The following is a 14306-nucleotide window of genomic DNA, read 5'->3' as shown; positions in this document are numbered from 1 at the left end:
TAAGGGGGCGTTCCCGCCCCCTTAATGAGATGCATAGCAAAGGTGCATGTCGCAGCATTGAGCTCTGACCCATCCCTGCTTGGGAACAGATCAACAGAAGGTCCCATTCACTGCGAAGAGCAAAGCTGAATTTTTTATTTGTAGGTGCGCTCAATTGAGCATCACCTGCAGATCCCAGTGCGGTCAGTAGATGCTGACCACCAGAGTTCTAACCACCCGTAAACGACCAATTGCCCACAGAATGTGATCCCAAACAAAAACGGAGTTTTTTAGACGTGACCCAAGCCTTATCTTCTATGGCACGTCTCACCATCCGTCAGCTCCGCCAAGTGGCCAGCGATTTGGGTGTAACCCTTTACAGCCGAAAGACCAAGGAACAATTGCTCAGCGCTATTACTGTTCGTCAGGAAAAGCAAGAAAGCAACCGACAGGGGCGAGAAGCTGAACTCAATGAACTCAACTCCCCATCCAGACTCAAGTCCGATACTCGAGTGGTTTTCCTACCCCGCGATCCTCAATGGGCTTATGTCTTCTGGGAAATCTCCGAAACTGATCGCAAGCGAGCCCTATCGAAAGGGGCCAACCGGCTCTGCCTACGTTTAACCGACGTAACCGGCATCGATGACGACAAAGCACATCCCCACACACTCCAGGAAGTCTCTGTAGACAGCCACAGCAACGAATGGTACCTACCTGTTCCAATGTCTGATAGGGACTATCGAGTTGAACTCGGCTATCGCGTCGGTACTCTCTGGATGTCCCTGGCCTTTTCCTCTATAGCCAAGGTCCCAACACTCCACCCCAGCGAGCAAATCCTCGATCAGTTTGTTCCCTTCAGCCTTGAGGGCATCACAAGCAGTCCTGCACCCACCGCTACACAAGCACCACAGCTAGAGGATGATCCCATTGGCGACGCAATTGATAGCGGGCTACACGAGCGGCTCTATCAGAGCGCCACACAACACTTCCGCAGCAGCAGGGTCGGGTCGGAAGTCTTCCAAGAACACAACGGCTTGAATAGCGATCAACGTGGTCTGAACGATTCAGGCATCGGCCTTTGGGCCAGTGGTCGTAATGAGTCCGGAGTGGGTGGAGTACCACCACGCTCAAAAACCTTCTGGCTTATTGCCGACTCTGAGCTGATGATCTACGGCGCAACAGATCCTTCTGCCCGCCTAACCATCGGCGGCGAAGACATTCCTCTCTCCAATGATGGAACCTTCCGAATCCAAGTTCCCTTCCGCGACGGAGAGCAGGTCTATGCGATTGAGGCGACTGCGGCCGACGGTGAGCAAAAGCGCAATATCACCTTGAACTTCCAAAGGATGACACCGACCGATAACACAAACCCAGAGAGCCAGGCAGTCGCAGAATGGTTTTAAATGAGCTCCCCAGATCATGACGACGTTGCGTAGGTTTGTCGCCATCACTCCCCTCGCTGGGGCGATCATCCTCCCTCTCGTTGTACCCCTCAGCATGGCCCGTCTTGGTATCGGTGCAGGAGTCCTCATGACGTTGATGGTGTCCACTATCTGGTTCGTAACCATGCTGCGCACCGCAGAAATGCCCCATTAACAAACTGGGGCGAAATCAACGTGGAACCCTATTAGGGGTGGTTGAGGTAAAAGGTGTGCAAGCAAGCCTGGGAGTGGATGCTCCCCGTACTTCTAGGGTGTGCAAGTTGCAGCAAAGTTGGATCTGTACAGGGCAATGCCCCTACGGAACTGCCCTTACCTGAAAGGATCCAGGTGGTTTTCAACCATCGCGATGGTGCGCGATACCGCAGTCCTCTTCATGATCAGTCTGATGCCACTCCTCTGGGATTTGATTGAGCCGAACATCAAAAGCAAATGGGAGTTGCTGTTGCACAGGTGATATTCGCTTTCTCTTGCTTCTGTTGCTCCTGCTGCTCTGAACCAATCGCTTCAGCATCCCTGAGCCCCAATGGCACTTAGCTCCTGCTTTGGCGTGATGGCGATACCGCTCGCAAAAGCGCTCATAACGCCAGGAACAGCCCTTCAGGCTTGATGCCAGTTACAGGAAACTGGGGTGCCACTCGCTGATGCCATCACACGCCAACCTGCCGTAGTGCCCATAGTTGGATTAGGGGTCATAAAACCCTTTTCTGATTCCTGCTGCCTTTGGATTGGCGTGGATATACCGCAAGGTATTCAGCACTCGTCTGTGGTCTTTGGGGGCAATCGCATTCAAATGGGCGGAAGATTTGGAAGCAAAAGATTAATTTATCTACAAATAATCTTGCAAGATCCAGATAACAACCCATGCACCGATCGCAAAGCCTGAGCCACAATCAACTCATCCAGGGCAGAATGCCCCCATGAGCCCGATCAAAATCCATCCGGCCTTGGCCATACTCAGCCTGGTTGCCATGTCTGCACCTGCTGCACTCAGCGAGGTGGAATACATTCCGTTCCCAACCAGAGAGGAGCTGCGCAGCATCCAGCTTCAGGCCTATGCCTGCTCTCGAGACAATGATGCAGAAGCCTGCAGCAGCACCCGAGAATTGATCGATCCTTTACTAGACCACCCCCGTTTGCCATCTTCTTGCAAGGATGTGGTCTGGGATTTGCTTCAGGTGGCCAACAAAGTCCCTCAAAACAGCTTCCAACGCAGGGATGCCATCGATCAGCCCGCCAAACGACTCTCCATCATTTGCATCAATCCAGCAAAACAAACAGCACCTAAGCCTTCCCAACAAGGTGGTCTAGTCCCCCAACAAAGCTGAACCAGCAAGCACGCAGAAAGCAATTGATGTGGAGATCATCTTGATCACCTACTGCCTCAATGAAATGCTGATCTGCTGACCTATTTCAGACTGTGTAAGAGCAACCTCAAGTCCTGAACATCCAGAGATGGCTCCCATTCATGACCCTGAAGTAATCAATAGGCTCAACAATCAAGGTTCGACAGAGTCAGTGTCGAGTAAATCCAACAAGGTCTCTGCTGTCGTCGTCATCTGAGCAAGACTAAACTCTCCTTCTTGAGAGGCAACTTGAGCCGCCAATTTGCACAATGAGGACGACCGACCTTTTGCGCTGCAGCTCATGGTGAGATCGAGCAGGGCATTTGTTAGCTTGCCGCGCAAGCAACTTTCACTGCCGGACCTCACAATCACAGCCTCAGCAGCTTTACGCGTGACCTGTTCGGCTTGCGGATAAGGGATCTGACGAATTCCTTTAAACGCCATCGACGGAGTTGTTAAAAACAGCATGGCACCAGCGAAAGCCAGCCCATAGGCTTGGCGGCCCATTCCCCAACAACTGAGCTGCATCTCAGCTCCTCTCAATGATCTTTGCGAACACTAGCCGCGAGAACTGGAGGGGGCCAAAACAGGATCGATGATTGCGTTTGATTAGGTTCGATGAAGAACTGCCTTCGTCTCTGATGACCAGCTCGGCCCAGACGGGACCCACACAGCGCCAGGTACATCTGAACACACCCTTCAACGACCAAAAACCAGGGACCTCCGGCCTACGCAAAAGCAGCAAGCAATTCGAACAAACCAATTACCTGGAGAGCTTCATTGAAGCAATCTTCCAAACCCTGGCTGGCGTTGAGGGGGGGACTCTGATCTTGGGGGGGGATGGTCGCTACGGCAATCACCGCGCCATTGATGTGATCCTGCGTATGGGTGCTGCTCATGGCCTAAGCCGAGTGATCACCACCACAAATGGCATTCTCTCCACGCCGGCAGCATCCCATCTCATCCGTGCCAATAACGCCATCGGAGGAATCATCCTTTCCGCGAGCCACAACCAAGGCGGTCCAGATGGCGACTTCGGCGTCAAAGTCAACGGTGCCAATGGTGGCCCAGCAGCCGAATCACTCACAAACGCGATCTACGCATGTAGCCAAGCTTTAGAGAAATACAGCCTTGTCGATGCAGACGTAATCCCACTTGAAACCCCCGGCCACCATGCCATCGGTGGCATGACCGTAGACGTGATCGACGGCGTTGAAGACTATGTAGAGCTGATGCAGAAGTTGTTCGACTTCGGGCGCATCAAGGACCTCATCAAAACCGACTTCCCAGTCGTGTTTGATGCAATGCATGCTGTCACTGGTCCCTATGCAAAACGGCTACTGGAAGGACTTCTCGGTGCCCCAACTGGCACTGTGCGCAACGGAGTTCCGCTTGAGGATTTTGGTGGAGGCCACCCAGATCCCAACCTCACCTACGCCACTGAACTAGCAGACCTCCTCCTCAATGGCAAGGCCTACAGCTTCGGTGCCGCCTGCGATGGTGATGGCGACCGCAACATGATCTTGGGCAAAGGTTGCTTCGTTAACCCAAGTGACAGCCTTGCAATCCTGGCTGCTAATGCCAACGTTGCACCGGCCTATGCCGATGGGCTTGCTGGTGTGGCCCGCTCCATGCCCACGAGCGCCGCAGTTGATGTTGTGGCCAAAGAACTCAATATCGACTGTTTTGAAACTCCCACCGGGTGGAAGTTTTTCGGCAACCTGCTTGATGCAGGTCGAATCACCCTCTGTGGTGAAGAAAGCTTCGGCACTAGCAGCAACCACGTCCGTGAGAAGGATGGACTATGGGCAGTGCTCTTCTGGCTACAGATCCTGGCAGAGCGACGTTGCAGCGTCGCTGATGTGATGACACAGCATTGGAGTCGTTTTGGACGCCATTACTACTCCCGTCACGACTACGAGGCGATTGCTAGTGAAAATGCTCATGGTCTTTACGACCGGTTGGAGAGCATGCTTCCTCGACTAATCGGTCAACCATTCGCCGGGCGCCAAGTGAGCCAGACGGACAATTTTAGTTATAGCGATCCTGTGGATGGCTCAGAGACACAATCTCAGGGTCTACGCATCCTGCTGGAAGACGGCAGCAGAGTCGTGGTTCGGCTCTCGGGCACCGGCACCAAAGGTGCCACATTGCGCGTTTATCTAGAACGCTACGAACCTAGTAATGGCAACTTAAACCAAGATCCCCAGCATGCTCTAGCCGATCTCATCAATGGCATCGATGCGCTTGCCGAAATTCAAAAGCGCACTGGGATGCAACGGCCAACGGTGATCACTTGATCTCAGCGGAGCCACCTCTCCCGTGGGCGGCGGTGATACTCCGCCTCGGTGCTGCTTTGTTGCAGCTGGCGCATGCTTTCAATGACCACTGCTCCAAGCGCTCCAGATAGCGTGACCATGATGAAAAAAAGGTTCAGCCTCTGACTGTGAATGTCTACAGGAGTGTTTGAGATCACCGTACGCAAAAAGAGGGCAACAAGACCTCCGAGCAAGAACCCCACCAGCAGCGCTATCAATACCCTCGTACCGCTGAAGGACTTGTTTCTTATTGAGCGAGAGCGGTTCATTGGTTTATCCCTGCCCAGAGGGGTCTCCCGAATTAAGTAAATTAGTGCTGCCTTGTTCTGTATCACTAAAGGTGCGTACAAGAGCTTTAACAACGACGTAAAAGACAGGCACAACAAACAGCGAAAGGAAAGTGGCAACCAAAAGGCCACCGAATACAACCGTGCCAAGAGAAGCTTGGCTGCGGGCTCCTGCTCCGCTAGCCAAGACCAACGGCATAAAGCCAAAAAGAGACGAAATAGCAGTCATAATGATGGGCCTAAGTCTCGACTTGGCTGCCTGCCTTGCTGCTTCAAGGGCCGTAACTCCCTCAGCCATGCGTTGATTAGCCAAATCAACAATCAAGATCCCATTTTTAGCAGCTAGACCAATCAACATCACAAGACCAACCTGTGCATAAATGTTGAGAACCTCGCCACGCAATACCAGAAACAACAAGGCTCCAAGCATTGCAGTAGGAACTGTCATCAAAATAATCAGAGGGTCTGCATAACTCTCGTATTGAGCTGCAAGCACGAGATAAACCACCAAAATTCCCAATGCAAAAATCACAACAGCTAGTGCGCCAGCTTTTACTTCCTCTCGAGATATCCCTGTCCAATCAAATCCGAGGCTCTTAAGATTCTGAGCTGCAAAAAGCTCCTTCATACCATTAATTGCCTGCCCCGAGCTCTTACCAGCAGCAGGTGATCCTTCTATTTTTATCGATCTGTAAAGGTTAAAGTGAGAGATCACACTTGGCCCAACAGAAGATTCAACTGTTAAAAATTCCGAGAGCTGAATCTGCTCACCCGCCCGATTCTTAACGTAAATTGAAGCTAGCTTTTCAGATGCAGACCGACCCAATTCATCGGCCTGAACATAAACACGACGAACCTTACCTTCCTGGAAGGTATCATTAACATAGGCACCTGCAAAATTAGCGCTAAACACACGCATTGCAGAGCTGAAGTCAACATCAAGAGAGGCCATAATGTCCCTATCGACCTCAACTCGTAGCTGCGGAGATTCAGGAGAGAATAAAGTCCGTACACTGCTAAATAATGGATTTGCTTTCGCCTGCTGAATAATTTGACCAGCTGAGGCAAAGAAGTTGTTTAAGCCATAAGCACCTCCACTCTTGTCAAGTAATTGGAACTCAAATCCACTGCCAATGCCGTATCCAGGAATCGCAGGTGGCTCTACAACAAAAATCCTCGCGCCATCAATAGCCCCAAAGAACTTCTGATTTAGCCGTCCAACAATTGCATCGGCGGATTGATCACGATTTTTCCGCTCATCCCAATTACGCATCCCAAGAAAAAACAATCCTTTATTAGGGCTATTGCCATCAAAACTTGCTCCACTAAAAATTGCTGCTGAAGTGATATCGGGTTCGCTGCGCAATATCTCAGCAACTTGCTGATTAATCTTCTCGGTGACCTGAGTAGAGACACCTTCTGGGGCCTGCAACACGCCGATGGCATAGCCCTGGTCTTCAATAGGAACAAATCCACCTGGAATCGCAATAAAAGCAACACCGGTCAGCAGAACGCCTACCGCAAGAATTCCCATCACAAGAGAACGGCGGCCAAGAACCCACTCGAGCAGATCGGCATAGCACTGCTCAAAGACGGAATAAATGCGATTGAAATGACTAAAAATCCATGGTGTATACCAACCCAAGGTCAAACCTAGGCCAGCGAATAAAACGACTGGCAAGGGATTTGAAACTCCTGCGATGAAAAGGCCAATCACAGCCCCTGCAACAGAGAATGGCAGTCTCAACGAACGGCCAGTCAAGCGAGACAGCACAAAGCCAAGAATTGCAGCCATTGCTGTAGGGATCAAAGCCAGCGCCGCACCACCACCAACAACTAATAGTCCGTATATAAACCCAATAAATGCACCAGAAATTGCATATGTATTGCGTCCCGGAGCTGTGCCTTCCCGGCCCAAAAGCAAGGCAGAAAGCATGGGAGAAAAAGTTAAAGCATTAAAGGTAGAAATCGCGATAGCGAAAATAATCGTTGCTGCAAACTGCTTGTAGATCGAACCCGTAGCGCCAGGGAAAAATAAAACTGGCAAAAACACTGAGAAAAGAACCAAGGATGTAGCAATAACTGCAGAGAAAAGCTCATCCATTGTTGACTTCGCAGCTTCCAAGGAAGTCATCCCTGATGCCTTCTTCGTTGAGGTATCTTCAATCACTGTGATTGCATCATCAACCACTAATCCTGTAGCAAGAACCAATCCAAATAAAGTGAGCTGGTTGAGCGAGAAGCCAAACCCTAAAACCAGAGAGAATGTTCCAACAAGCGCAACAGGGATGGCAATACCAGGCACCAAAGTAGCTTTCCAATTCTGTAAAAATACAAACAGAATAAGAACCACCAAAATGATCGCATCTCTAAGCGAATTGGTCACTCCATTAATTGATGCATTAATAAAGTCTGTATTGTCATAGATTTTCTCCATCTTCATGCCTACAGGCATTTTGGCGGTAAATTCTTCGAGAACATCTTTTACTCCATTGGAAACCTCAAGAGCATTGCTGCCACTCAATTGATAAACAGCCATACTCACAGAAGGGACTCCCTGCAAATCCGTAGCGCTGTTGGAATAGCTTTCACCACCAAGCACAACACGACCGACATCGCTGAACCTCACTAATCCGCCATCCTCTGTGGTCCTAACGACCATATTTTCAAAGCCTCCAATGCTCACAAGGCGGCCATTTAATTGCACAGGAAAAGTAAATATCTGCCCTTCTGCAGATGGTTCACCTCCTATATTCCCAGCAGCAACCAAACGGTTCTGGCTTTCAATCGCCCCTATTACATCCGCTGAAGTCAGGCCAAAGACCTCAAGCTTTTCATTGTCCAGCCAAAGCCTAAAAGCAACCTTACGGTTACCAAAGTAGGTCACTTCACCTACTCCCTTAACCCGCTTAACCTCGTCCGTTAGGCCCAGATCTAGCAGCCCACTAATCGTTTCTACACTATATTCAATATTGCTTGGATCTTCACTAACAAAATTATAAAGAAGCAAGATAGAATTGGAAGCCTTATTAACACTCACTCCTGCCTTGCGCACTTCTTCCGGCAACTGTTGCTCTGCCAGCGCAACCCTGTTCTGAACATTAACTTGATTAATGTCGCTATTACTACCACTTTCGAATGCAACAGCAATCGAGCTCACCCCATCAGCCGAGCTTGAGGAAGTTAAATAGTCCATATTCTCCACACCATTAATCTGCTGCTCCAGCACACTGGTCACACCCTGTTCAACCGATTCAGCATCGGCACCGGTGTAAATTGAATTTACTTTTACTGTTGGCGGAGCAATATCCGGAAGCATTTCAACTGGCAAAATAGGGATAGATATCAGTCCCGCAATGACGATCAACAAACTGCAAACTGTTGCTAAAACAGGTCGAGTAATAAAGTTATTTGATGCAGACATCTATTCGCCTCAGTTTTTAACAGAAATAGGCATACCATGTCTCAATTTCAAAAGATTTGTTGTGATCACCTTCTCGCCAAGTTTGAGCCCCTTTGTAACTGCATAGCGCTGCTTCTGTAATTTTCCCAACGTCACAGGGGTCTGCAGAGCAAAACGTGTGGAGGGGGGTAACTTGCGAAGTTTCTCCAGAGAAACATTGCCAGAGAAAGCCTTAAGCTCTTGGAAACTTCCCACTCGATAAACAAAGCTCTGGCCCGAAGTTTGTGTTACCGCAGAAAACGGAACAGACAACTCCTCTCTAGTATCCAATTGAACCCGCGTTCGCAAGCGCTGGCCATTTCGCAACGATCCATTACCATTCTCAAAGGCTGCCTTCACTAGTAAGCCCTGGGTAGTTCTATTTACAGTCGGGCCCACAGAATTAATTTCACCAGTCGCCATCACATCTGACGATCCAGTCTTGCTGAGAAAGACAGGCAAGCCAATCTTGATCCGATCTGAGAATGTGGCAGGCACCTCAACTCGAGCAAAAAGCCTGTTGTTTCTGATCAATTTAGTGAATGGATCACCAGAGCGGATAACATCTCCAACCTTGACATCAACATCAGCCACAATCCCTGAAATTGGAGAACGCAAATTGCTATATGCAAGCGTTGCTTCTGTGGCTTTTACCTTTTCTCGAGAGGCGATGTACTGGGCCTTGTATTCATCTCGATCCAATGCCGAAGCAGCTCCTTGAGGGACCAAGAATTCATATCGCTGCCAATTGAGTTTGTTCTTCTGCTCCTGAGCTTTGAAATCTGCCAATTCCGCACGGATCTGAGCTTGATCAAGCACAACCAACATCTGACCAGGCTGAACCTGATCACCCTGATCAATCTTTAACTCAATAATTCGACCAGAAGCTTGTGCAGCAAGATGCACCTCCTCCTTCGCCTCCAAGGTGCTCACCGTATCGATATCGTCCGTGAATTGAGCCGTCGTCACAGGTATCTGGCTGACGGTAATCGGCGAGAAAGGTATTTTCGCCTTGCCACAGGCGCAAAGCAACAGCACCGTAAAAACGACAAGAGCGCGCTGCTGATTCGGCACTAACGACTTGTTCAACAGCCTGATTATGGAAAGTTTCCAGCTCACGACAACAAGTCACCCCCTAGCGCAAGAATTGTCCACCAGTGCCAGAGCTCATTGGATCAAGATCTGTTCACATACCAGGGAGATCAGGAGCTAAAGCGCCATGCACCGCTAGCTGATCGCCTGCGCCCTAGAACCCTGGAGGAATTTGTTGGCCAGGGTTCGATCCTGGCGGAAGGACGTCTCCTACGCCGAGCCATTGCTGCCGATCGTGTAGGCAACTTGCTGCTACATGGTCCTCCAGGTGTTGGCAAAACCACCCTGGCCAGGATTATCGCTGGCCACACCCGTGCCAACTTCAGCAGCCTCAATGCTGTTCTGGCAGGAGTCAAAGAACTTCGCCAAGAAGTAGACGCAGCCAAGCAGCGGCTGGAGCGACATGGCTTACGCACCATTCTGTTCATCGACGAAGTACACCGCTTTAACAGTGCCCAACAAGATGCCCTGCTGCCCTGGGTAGAGAACGGCACCGTGACACTGATCGGTGCCACCACGGAAAACCCCTATTTCGAAGTCAACAAAGCGCTGGTAAGCCGCTCCAGGCTGTTCCGACTACAGGCCCTCGAGAGTGAAGATCTTCATCGCCTCCTGAAACACGCTATTCAAGATTGCGAGCGGGGCTATGGCGATCGTCAGGTGATGCTCAGCACAGCAGCTGCAAACCATCTCGTCAATGTCGCCAACGGCGATGCTCGCAGTCTGCTCAATGCTCTCGAGCTCGCTGTGGAGAGCAGCCGTCCCAATGAACAGGGCTCAATCCATATCAACCTTGCCATCGCTGAAGAATCAATTCAGGAGCGGGCAGTTCTCTACGACAAGCATGGGGATGCCCATTTCGACACCATTAGTGCCTTCATCAAATCCCTACGAGGCTCAGATGCCGATGCAGCTCTGTTCTGGCTAGCGCGCATGGTGGAGGCTGGTGAAAACCCACGCTTCATCTTCAGACGCATGCTCATTGCCGCTGGAGAGGACATTGGCCTCGCTGATCCCCAGGCGATCGTGATTGTAGAAGCCTGTGCTGCAGCCTTCGAGCGAATCGGCCTACCGGAGGGTCTCTACCCCTTGGCACAAGCCACCCTTTACTTGGCCTGCGCCGAAAAAAGCAACAGTGTGCAGGGTTTCTTCGAAGCCCTACGCACGGTGCGGGAGGCCCAGCATCAAGACATCCCCAGCCATCTCCGCGATGCCCATCGTGACGGAGCAGCATTTGGAGATGGTGTCGGCTACCGCTACCCTCATGCTTTTGCGGAACACTGGGTTTCACAGCAATACCTACCCACCTCCCTGCAAGGAGAAGTCTTCTGGCAACCGAGCCAAAAAGGCTGGGAAGGGCATCGGCGCCTGCTCATGCTGGAACGAAGGGCAACACAGCTCGCCGCAGCAAGCGAATCAGCCCAGGAGAACCCATTGCTCGTTAGCAGTGGTCCAGAAACCCCTGAACTAGAGAGATGGGTGCAACGCCAGCTCAACCAAGATGGAGAACGACTAAACCACCTGCGCGAACGCCTCTGGTCTGGAGTGACTTGCCAACGCCACCATCGAGTTCTGATCATCGGCGGACGCTCCTTGCTCTGGGCACTCGATCCGCTTCAAGCAGTGCCTGAAGGCGGTGTCACAATCCTCTGCGCAACAGCGCAGGATCAGGCGCGCCTAATAGCTCAACTCGATCTGCTCGACCCCATCATCCGCCCTGAACTGATCGATGGAAGCAGCGATGCACTCCAAGAATTACCAGCAGAACATCAGTTCGAATGGATTGGGGGACGTCTCTCCAGCCAAGACATTGCAGGTACAGAAAAGAAGAAACTTTGGAGCCTAATCAGCCAGCGATGCACCGATGCAACCGGTCTAAGGCTCCTGATCAGCCATGCAGACATCGGGCCGGCCGAGGCCCTACTGCAATTACTAGAGAGCAAAGGAGCCAATCCCGCGGAGAGGAACCTGCTAGCACCACTCATCGCTCGCGAAAAGATCTGGCTTGAAAGCCAGCGCCTCGATTCACTCCTTGCACAAAACCTGAAGGAGTGCGGCTGGCAGCTGACCTGGGAGAGATGGGAGGAACTCCTGATGTTGCAGGTGGATGAGGGCCTTGAGCATCGCTGGCTCAGCGAAGGGCAACCCTACCGAGACCTAGTAGCGAACAATGCATCGTTAGAGGTTCTGGAAAACCTGAAGCTCATGCTCAAGCGCACGCGAGGACAACAACTACCCCAACGCCTGATCCATCAACGCATCATCGGCAGCCGCAGACTCCACTAACACTGCCAAGCCATCGGGAAGACCAACAACAATAAAAAAAGCCCCGGCGATGCCGGGGCTTGAGAGTTGTGATCAAAACGGATCACCAAAGGCCACGAATAGGGGACGAGCTGTAGGACGACAAGTCGTTAGAAGAAGTCTGACCTGTTGTCTTGCCGCCATAAATCCATCTGGGAGCAAGCTGATTGGCCTGCACACAAGCAGGAAGGAAAACGTACCAAGACAACAGGGAGGTGCACTGAGCGTCGCCCTGGCACTTGCCATCTGCACAAACATTCTGGCTGCCGTCATAGGTGCTACAGGTGTCGGCAAGACGGAAAGCAACAGGCAGGTTTGCCATAATCCCCTGTGAAGAGATGCTGCCATCAGCAGAATCAGCAATGATGGCTGCACGAAGGCCCTGCACAGCCGTAGCGGTCATCTTCCAGTAAGGGAAGTAGCTCTTGGTCTGATTCTTAAGGAAGACAACCCCATCATCGGAGTAGAGGAAACGAGTCACGTCGATGAGGTCGACGTCATAGGTTTTGGTCATGCCCTGCTGAATTTCATCAGCAGACCAACCTGAACGGTCAATTCCTTGATCAAGAGCCCGATCAAGATTAGTCTCACCAGTGCTTAAGAAAGTTTCAAAGTCGTTGGAGGTAGTGGTCCAAACAGCACCACCTGAGTTCCAGCGAACGGGTGAATTGGTACCTGCCTGCGCGGGGATGGCTAGGACCGACAAAGAGGCACCGGCAAGCAAACCGGCAGCAAGACGATTGAACACGGACGATTGAGAATAGGAATCCAAACTAAACTAGCTGCAAAAGATAGATTCGCCAACACATCTGATTGCCATGTTCCAAAATCACACTTTTGGCAGGACTTCAGGCCGTAATCAAACTGGTCTTGCACCAAGGCTGAAAGATCGCGAATCTCCTCGTGTCCCAATAATCAAGAAGCCCAATCAAGTTGATGTCGCAATATTCAAATGTTTTTTAAAGGCAAAAATGCATTCCATCCATCTGGGCAAATACCCAAAAAGGGTTTCTTCAACCTAGAAACATTGCCTCTGCAATGAAGTCTCTCGAGCCTAGTGCCGCTGCTGTCACGACGAACAATGGCTAAATAGGCTTCCTCACCATGCTTAGGAGCCAGCCACAACATGGTGAGATTTTTTGATCGTTGCACATGTGCGATTAGAGGTTCTCCGACAGTCAGGCCCAGCTCATCCAACGACGAGGCAAACTCACCCCAATAGAAACGTGTCATCTGAGCTCGGGTGAAAGACAACAACAACGCTTCGGCCTCGCTGCGCAGGTTGAGAGTGGCCTCCCGTTTCGCTAAACGAGACGTCACATCTTCACCACTCGACCAAGTTCCAGAAACCATGAGAGCCTGCTCCTGATGCATCCCCAACAAACCCATCACTGCCAAAAGGACTGCGGCTAAAAGCGATGGGGCTTTCTGTGAGCTCAGCATGCCTAGCATGAGCGTCTCAACAATGACCCTCAAACTAAGCAGAGCATTGGGGAATTAGACATCGCACTTAAATCACTCACCACCGCCATGCTCCAAATGTTGTGATGAATTCGATGCACATCGACCTGATGCCCCAATACCTCATGAACAGCAAACGCAGAGTCGACCCCACAACGCCAATGAATCAGATCCGCAGCCAGGCTGCCCCGCTGCCATTTAATCGCTGCTTCTTTACTTAGCCATTGCTCAAGCACGGCATCCCGCAAAGGCGCACCCCGCAAATGGCAGAGAGCTGACTGATCGTGAGCACAGAAATAACGACGTGCAAGCAACTCAGCAGCAAAAGGACGATCACTACGCTCCAAATCCACCCCGACCCGTTGCCGCGACCAACCCACCAGCAGTGCATCTTCACAGTGACTGAAGCTGATGTATCCCCAGCCATTTGCCAGCTCTGGAGGTTTACCTGGAGGGGCATGCAATGGAATCTCAAGTGCAGACACTTGCCACAAGTCAGCGAGGGCATGACGTACATAGCCACGAGACTGTCTGAACTGCCTTGATCTCCGCGCAGACAATCGCCCAGCCCATTGCTCCTCCTCCGTACTGATAGGCATCAAGGGAGCCTGCATCGGAAATAACCACAACGCCAGTAC

Annotated in this window: 13 protein-coding genes and 1 pseudogene; 6 read left to right on the top strand and 8 right to left on the bottom strand. The window is 51.2% G+C overall.

Going from position 1 to position 14306, the window contains the following annotated elements:
- Window positions 1-275: 275 nt before the first annotated feature.
- From SIB66_RS04900 to SIB66_RS04890, 3 genes are read left to right on the top strand one after another with little or no spacing between them, the layout of a single operon-like run.
- Entirely contained in the window at window positions 276-1382 is a 1107-nt protein-coding gene (locus SIB66_RS04900) for a DUF4912 domain-containing protein (protein ID WP_063421490.1), read from the top strand.
- A gap of 16 nt (window positions 1383-1398) precedes the next feature.
- The gene (locus SIB66_RS04895; protein WP_236070154.1) at window positions 1399-1575 is read left to right on the top strand and encodes a hypothetical protein; all 177 of its coding nucleotides are present in this window, start codon (window positions 1399-1401) and stop codon (window positions 1573-1575) included.
- Window positions 1576-1628: 53 nt separating this feature from the next.
- Entirely contained in the window at window positions 1629-1832 is a 204-nt protein-coding gene (locus SIB66_RS04890; protein WP_063405909.1) for a hypothetical protein, read from the top strand.
- Here SIB66_RS04890 and SIB66_RS04885 read toward each other — a convergent pair.
- Window positions 1756-2214, bottom strand: a pseudogene (locus SIB66_RS04885) (hypothetical protein); the annotation flags it as partial. The gene SIB66_RS04890 and the pseudogene SIB66_RS04885 overlap by 77 nt on opposite strands.
- Window positions 2215-2338: 124 nt before the next feature.
- On the opposite strand from SIB66_RS04885, the gene SIB66_RS04880 reads away from it, so the two are divergent.
- Window positions 2339-2746 (top strand): hypothetical protein, encoded by a 408-nt coding sequence (locus SIB66_RS04880; protein ID WP_063405911.1) that lies wholly within the window; start codon window positions 2339-2341, stop codon window positions 2744-2746.
- A gap of 171 nt (window positions 2747-2917) precedes the next feature.
- Here the strand turns inward: SIB66_RS04880 and SIB66_RS04875 are convergent, their stop codons facing one another.
- Window positions 2918-3292: a hypothetical protein gene (locus SIB66_RS04875; RefSeq protein ID WP_063405912.1), complete on the bottom strand. Its 375-nt coding sequence runs from the start codon at window positions 3290-3292 to the stop codon at window positions 2918-2920.
- A 113-nt stretch (window positions 3293-3405) separates the two neighbouring features.
- On the opposite strand from SIB66_RS04875, the gene SIB66_RS04870 reads away from it, so the two are divergent.
- Window positions 3406-5064, top strand: a complete 1659-nt coding sequence (locus tag SIB66_RS04870) for an alpha-D-glucose phosphate-specific phosphoglucomutase (RefSeq protein ID WP_063405949.1) — start codon at window positions 3406-3408, stop codon at window positions 5062-5064.
- 2 nt (window positions 5065-5066) lie between these two features.
- Here the strand turns inward: SIB66_RS04870 and SIB66_RS04865 are convergent, their stop codons facing one another.
- The 3 genes from SIB66_RS04865 to SIB66_RS04855 are packed head-to-tail and all read right to left on the bottom strand — an operon-like array spanning window position 5067 to window position 9930.
- Window positions 5067-5351, bottom strand: coding sequence for a hypothetical protein (locus SIB66_RS04865; RefSeq protein WP_063405913.1), 285 nt, complete (start codon window positions 5349-5351; stop codon window positions 5067-5069).
- A gap of 4 nt (window positions 5352-5355) precedes the next feature.
- Window positions 5356-8793 carry an efflux RND transporter permease subunit gene (locus SIB66_RS04860; RefSeq protein ID WP_063405914.1) on the bottom strand — a complete coding sequence of 1146 codons (3438 nt, stop codon included), beginning with the start codon at window positions 8791-8793 and terminating at the stop codon, window positions 5356-5358.
- A 9-nt stretch (window positions 8794-8802) separates the two neighbouring features.
- Window positions 8803-9930, bottom strand: coding sequence for an efflux RND transporter periplasmic adaptor subunit (locus tag SIB66_RS04855; RefSeq protein WP_063405915.1), 1128 nt, complete (start codon window positions 9928-9930; stop codon window positions 8803-8805).
- A 51-nt stretch (window positions 9931-9981) separates the two neighbouring features.
- Between SIB66_RS04855 and SIB66_RS04850 the strand changes: the two genes are divergently transcribed.
- Window positions 9982-12189: an AAA family ATPase gene (locus tag SIB66_RS04850; protein ID WP_063405916.1), complete on the top strand. Its 2208-nt coding sequence runs from the start codon at window positions 9982-9984 to the stop codon at window positions 12187-12189.
- 82 nt (window positions 12190-12271) lie between these two features.
- Here the strand turns inward: SIB66_RS04850 and SIB66_RS04845 are convergent, their stop codons facing one another.
- The 3 genes from SIB66_RS04845 to SIB66_RS04835 all read right to left on the bottom strand — a co-directional run bounded on the left by SIB66_RS04845 (window position 12272) and on the right by SIB66_RS04835 (window position 14282).
- Window positions 12272-12955 carry a protein phosphatase gene (locus SIB66_RS04845; protein ID WP_236070155.1) on the bottom strand — a complete coding sequence of 228 codons (684 nt, stop codon included), beginning with the start codon at window positions 12953-12955 and terminating at the stop codon, window positions 12272-12274.
- A 200-nt stretch (window positions 12956-13155) separates the two neighbouring features.
- The gene (locus SIB66_RS04840; RefSeq protein ID WP_236070156.1) at window positions 13156-13650 is read right to left on the bottom strand and encodes a thymidylate synthase; all 495 of its coding nucleotides are present in this window, start codon (window positions 13648-13650) and stop codon (window positions 13156-13158) included.
- 29 nt (window positions 13651-13679) lie between these two features.
- The gene (locus SIB66_RS04835) at window positions 13680-14282 is read right to left on the bottom strand and encodes a 4'-phosphopantetheinyl transferase family protein (RefSeq protein WP_413681413.1); all 603 of its coding nucleotides are present in this window, start codon (window positions 14280-14282) and stop codon (window positions 13680-13682) included.
- Window positions 14283-14306 lie beyond the last annotated feature (24 nt).

Origin of the sequence: Prochlorococcus sp. MIT 1318 (assembly GCF_047304505.1) — a bacterium.
Taxonomy (GTDB): domain Bacteria; phylum Cyanobacteriota; class Cyanobacteriia; order PCC-6307; family Cyanobiaceae; genus Prochlorococcus; species Prochlorococcus marinus_D.
Note: the sequence above shows the minus strand (reverse complement) of the source record. Positions and strands in the feature narration are given on the sequence as shown.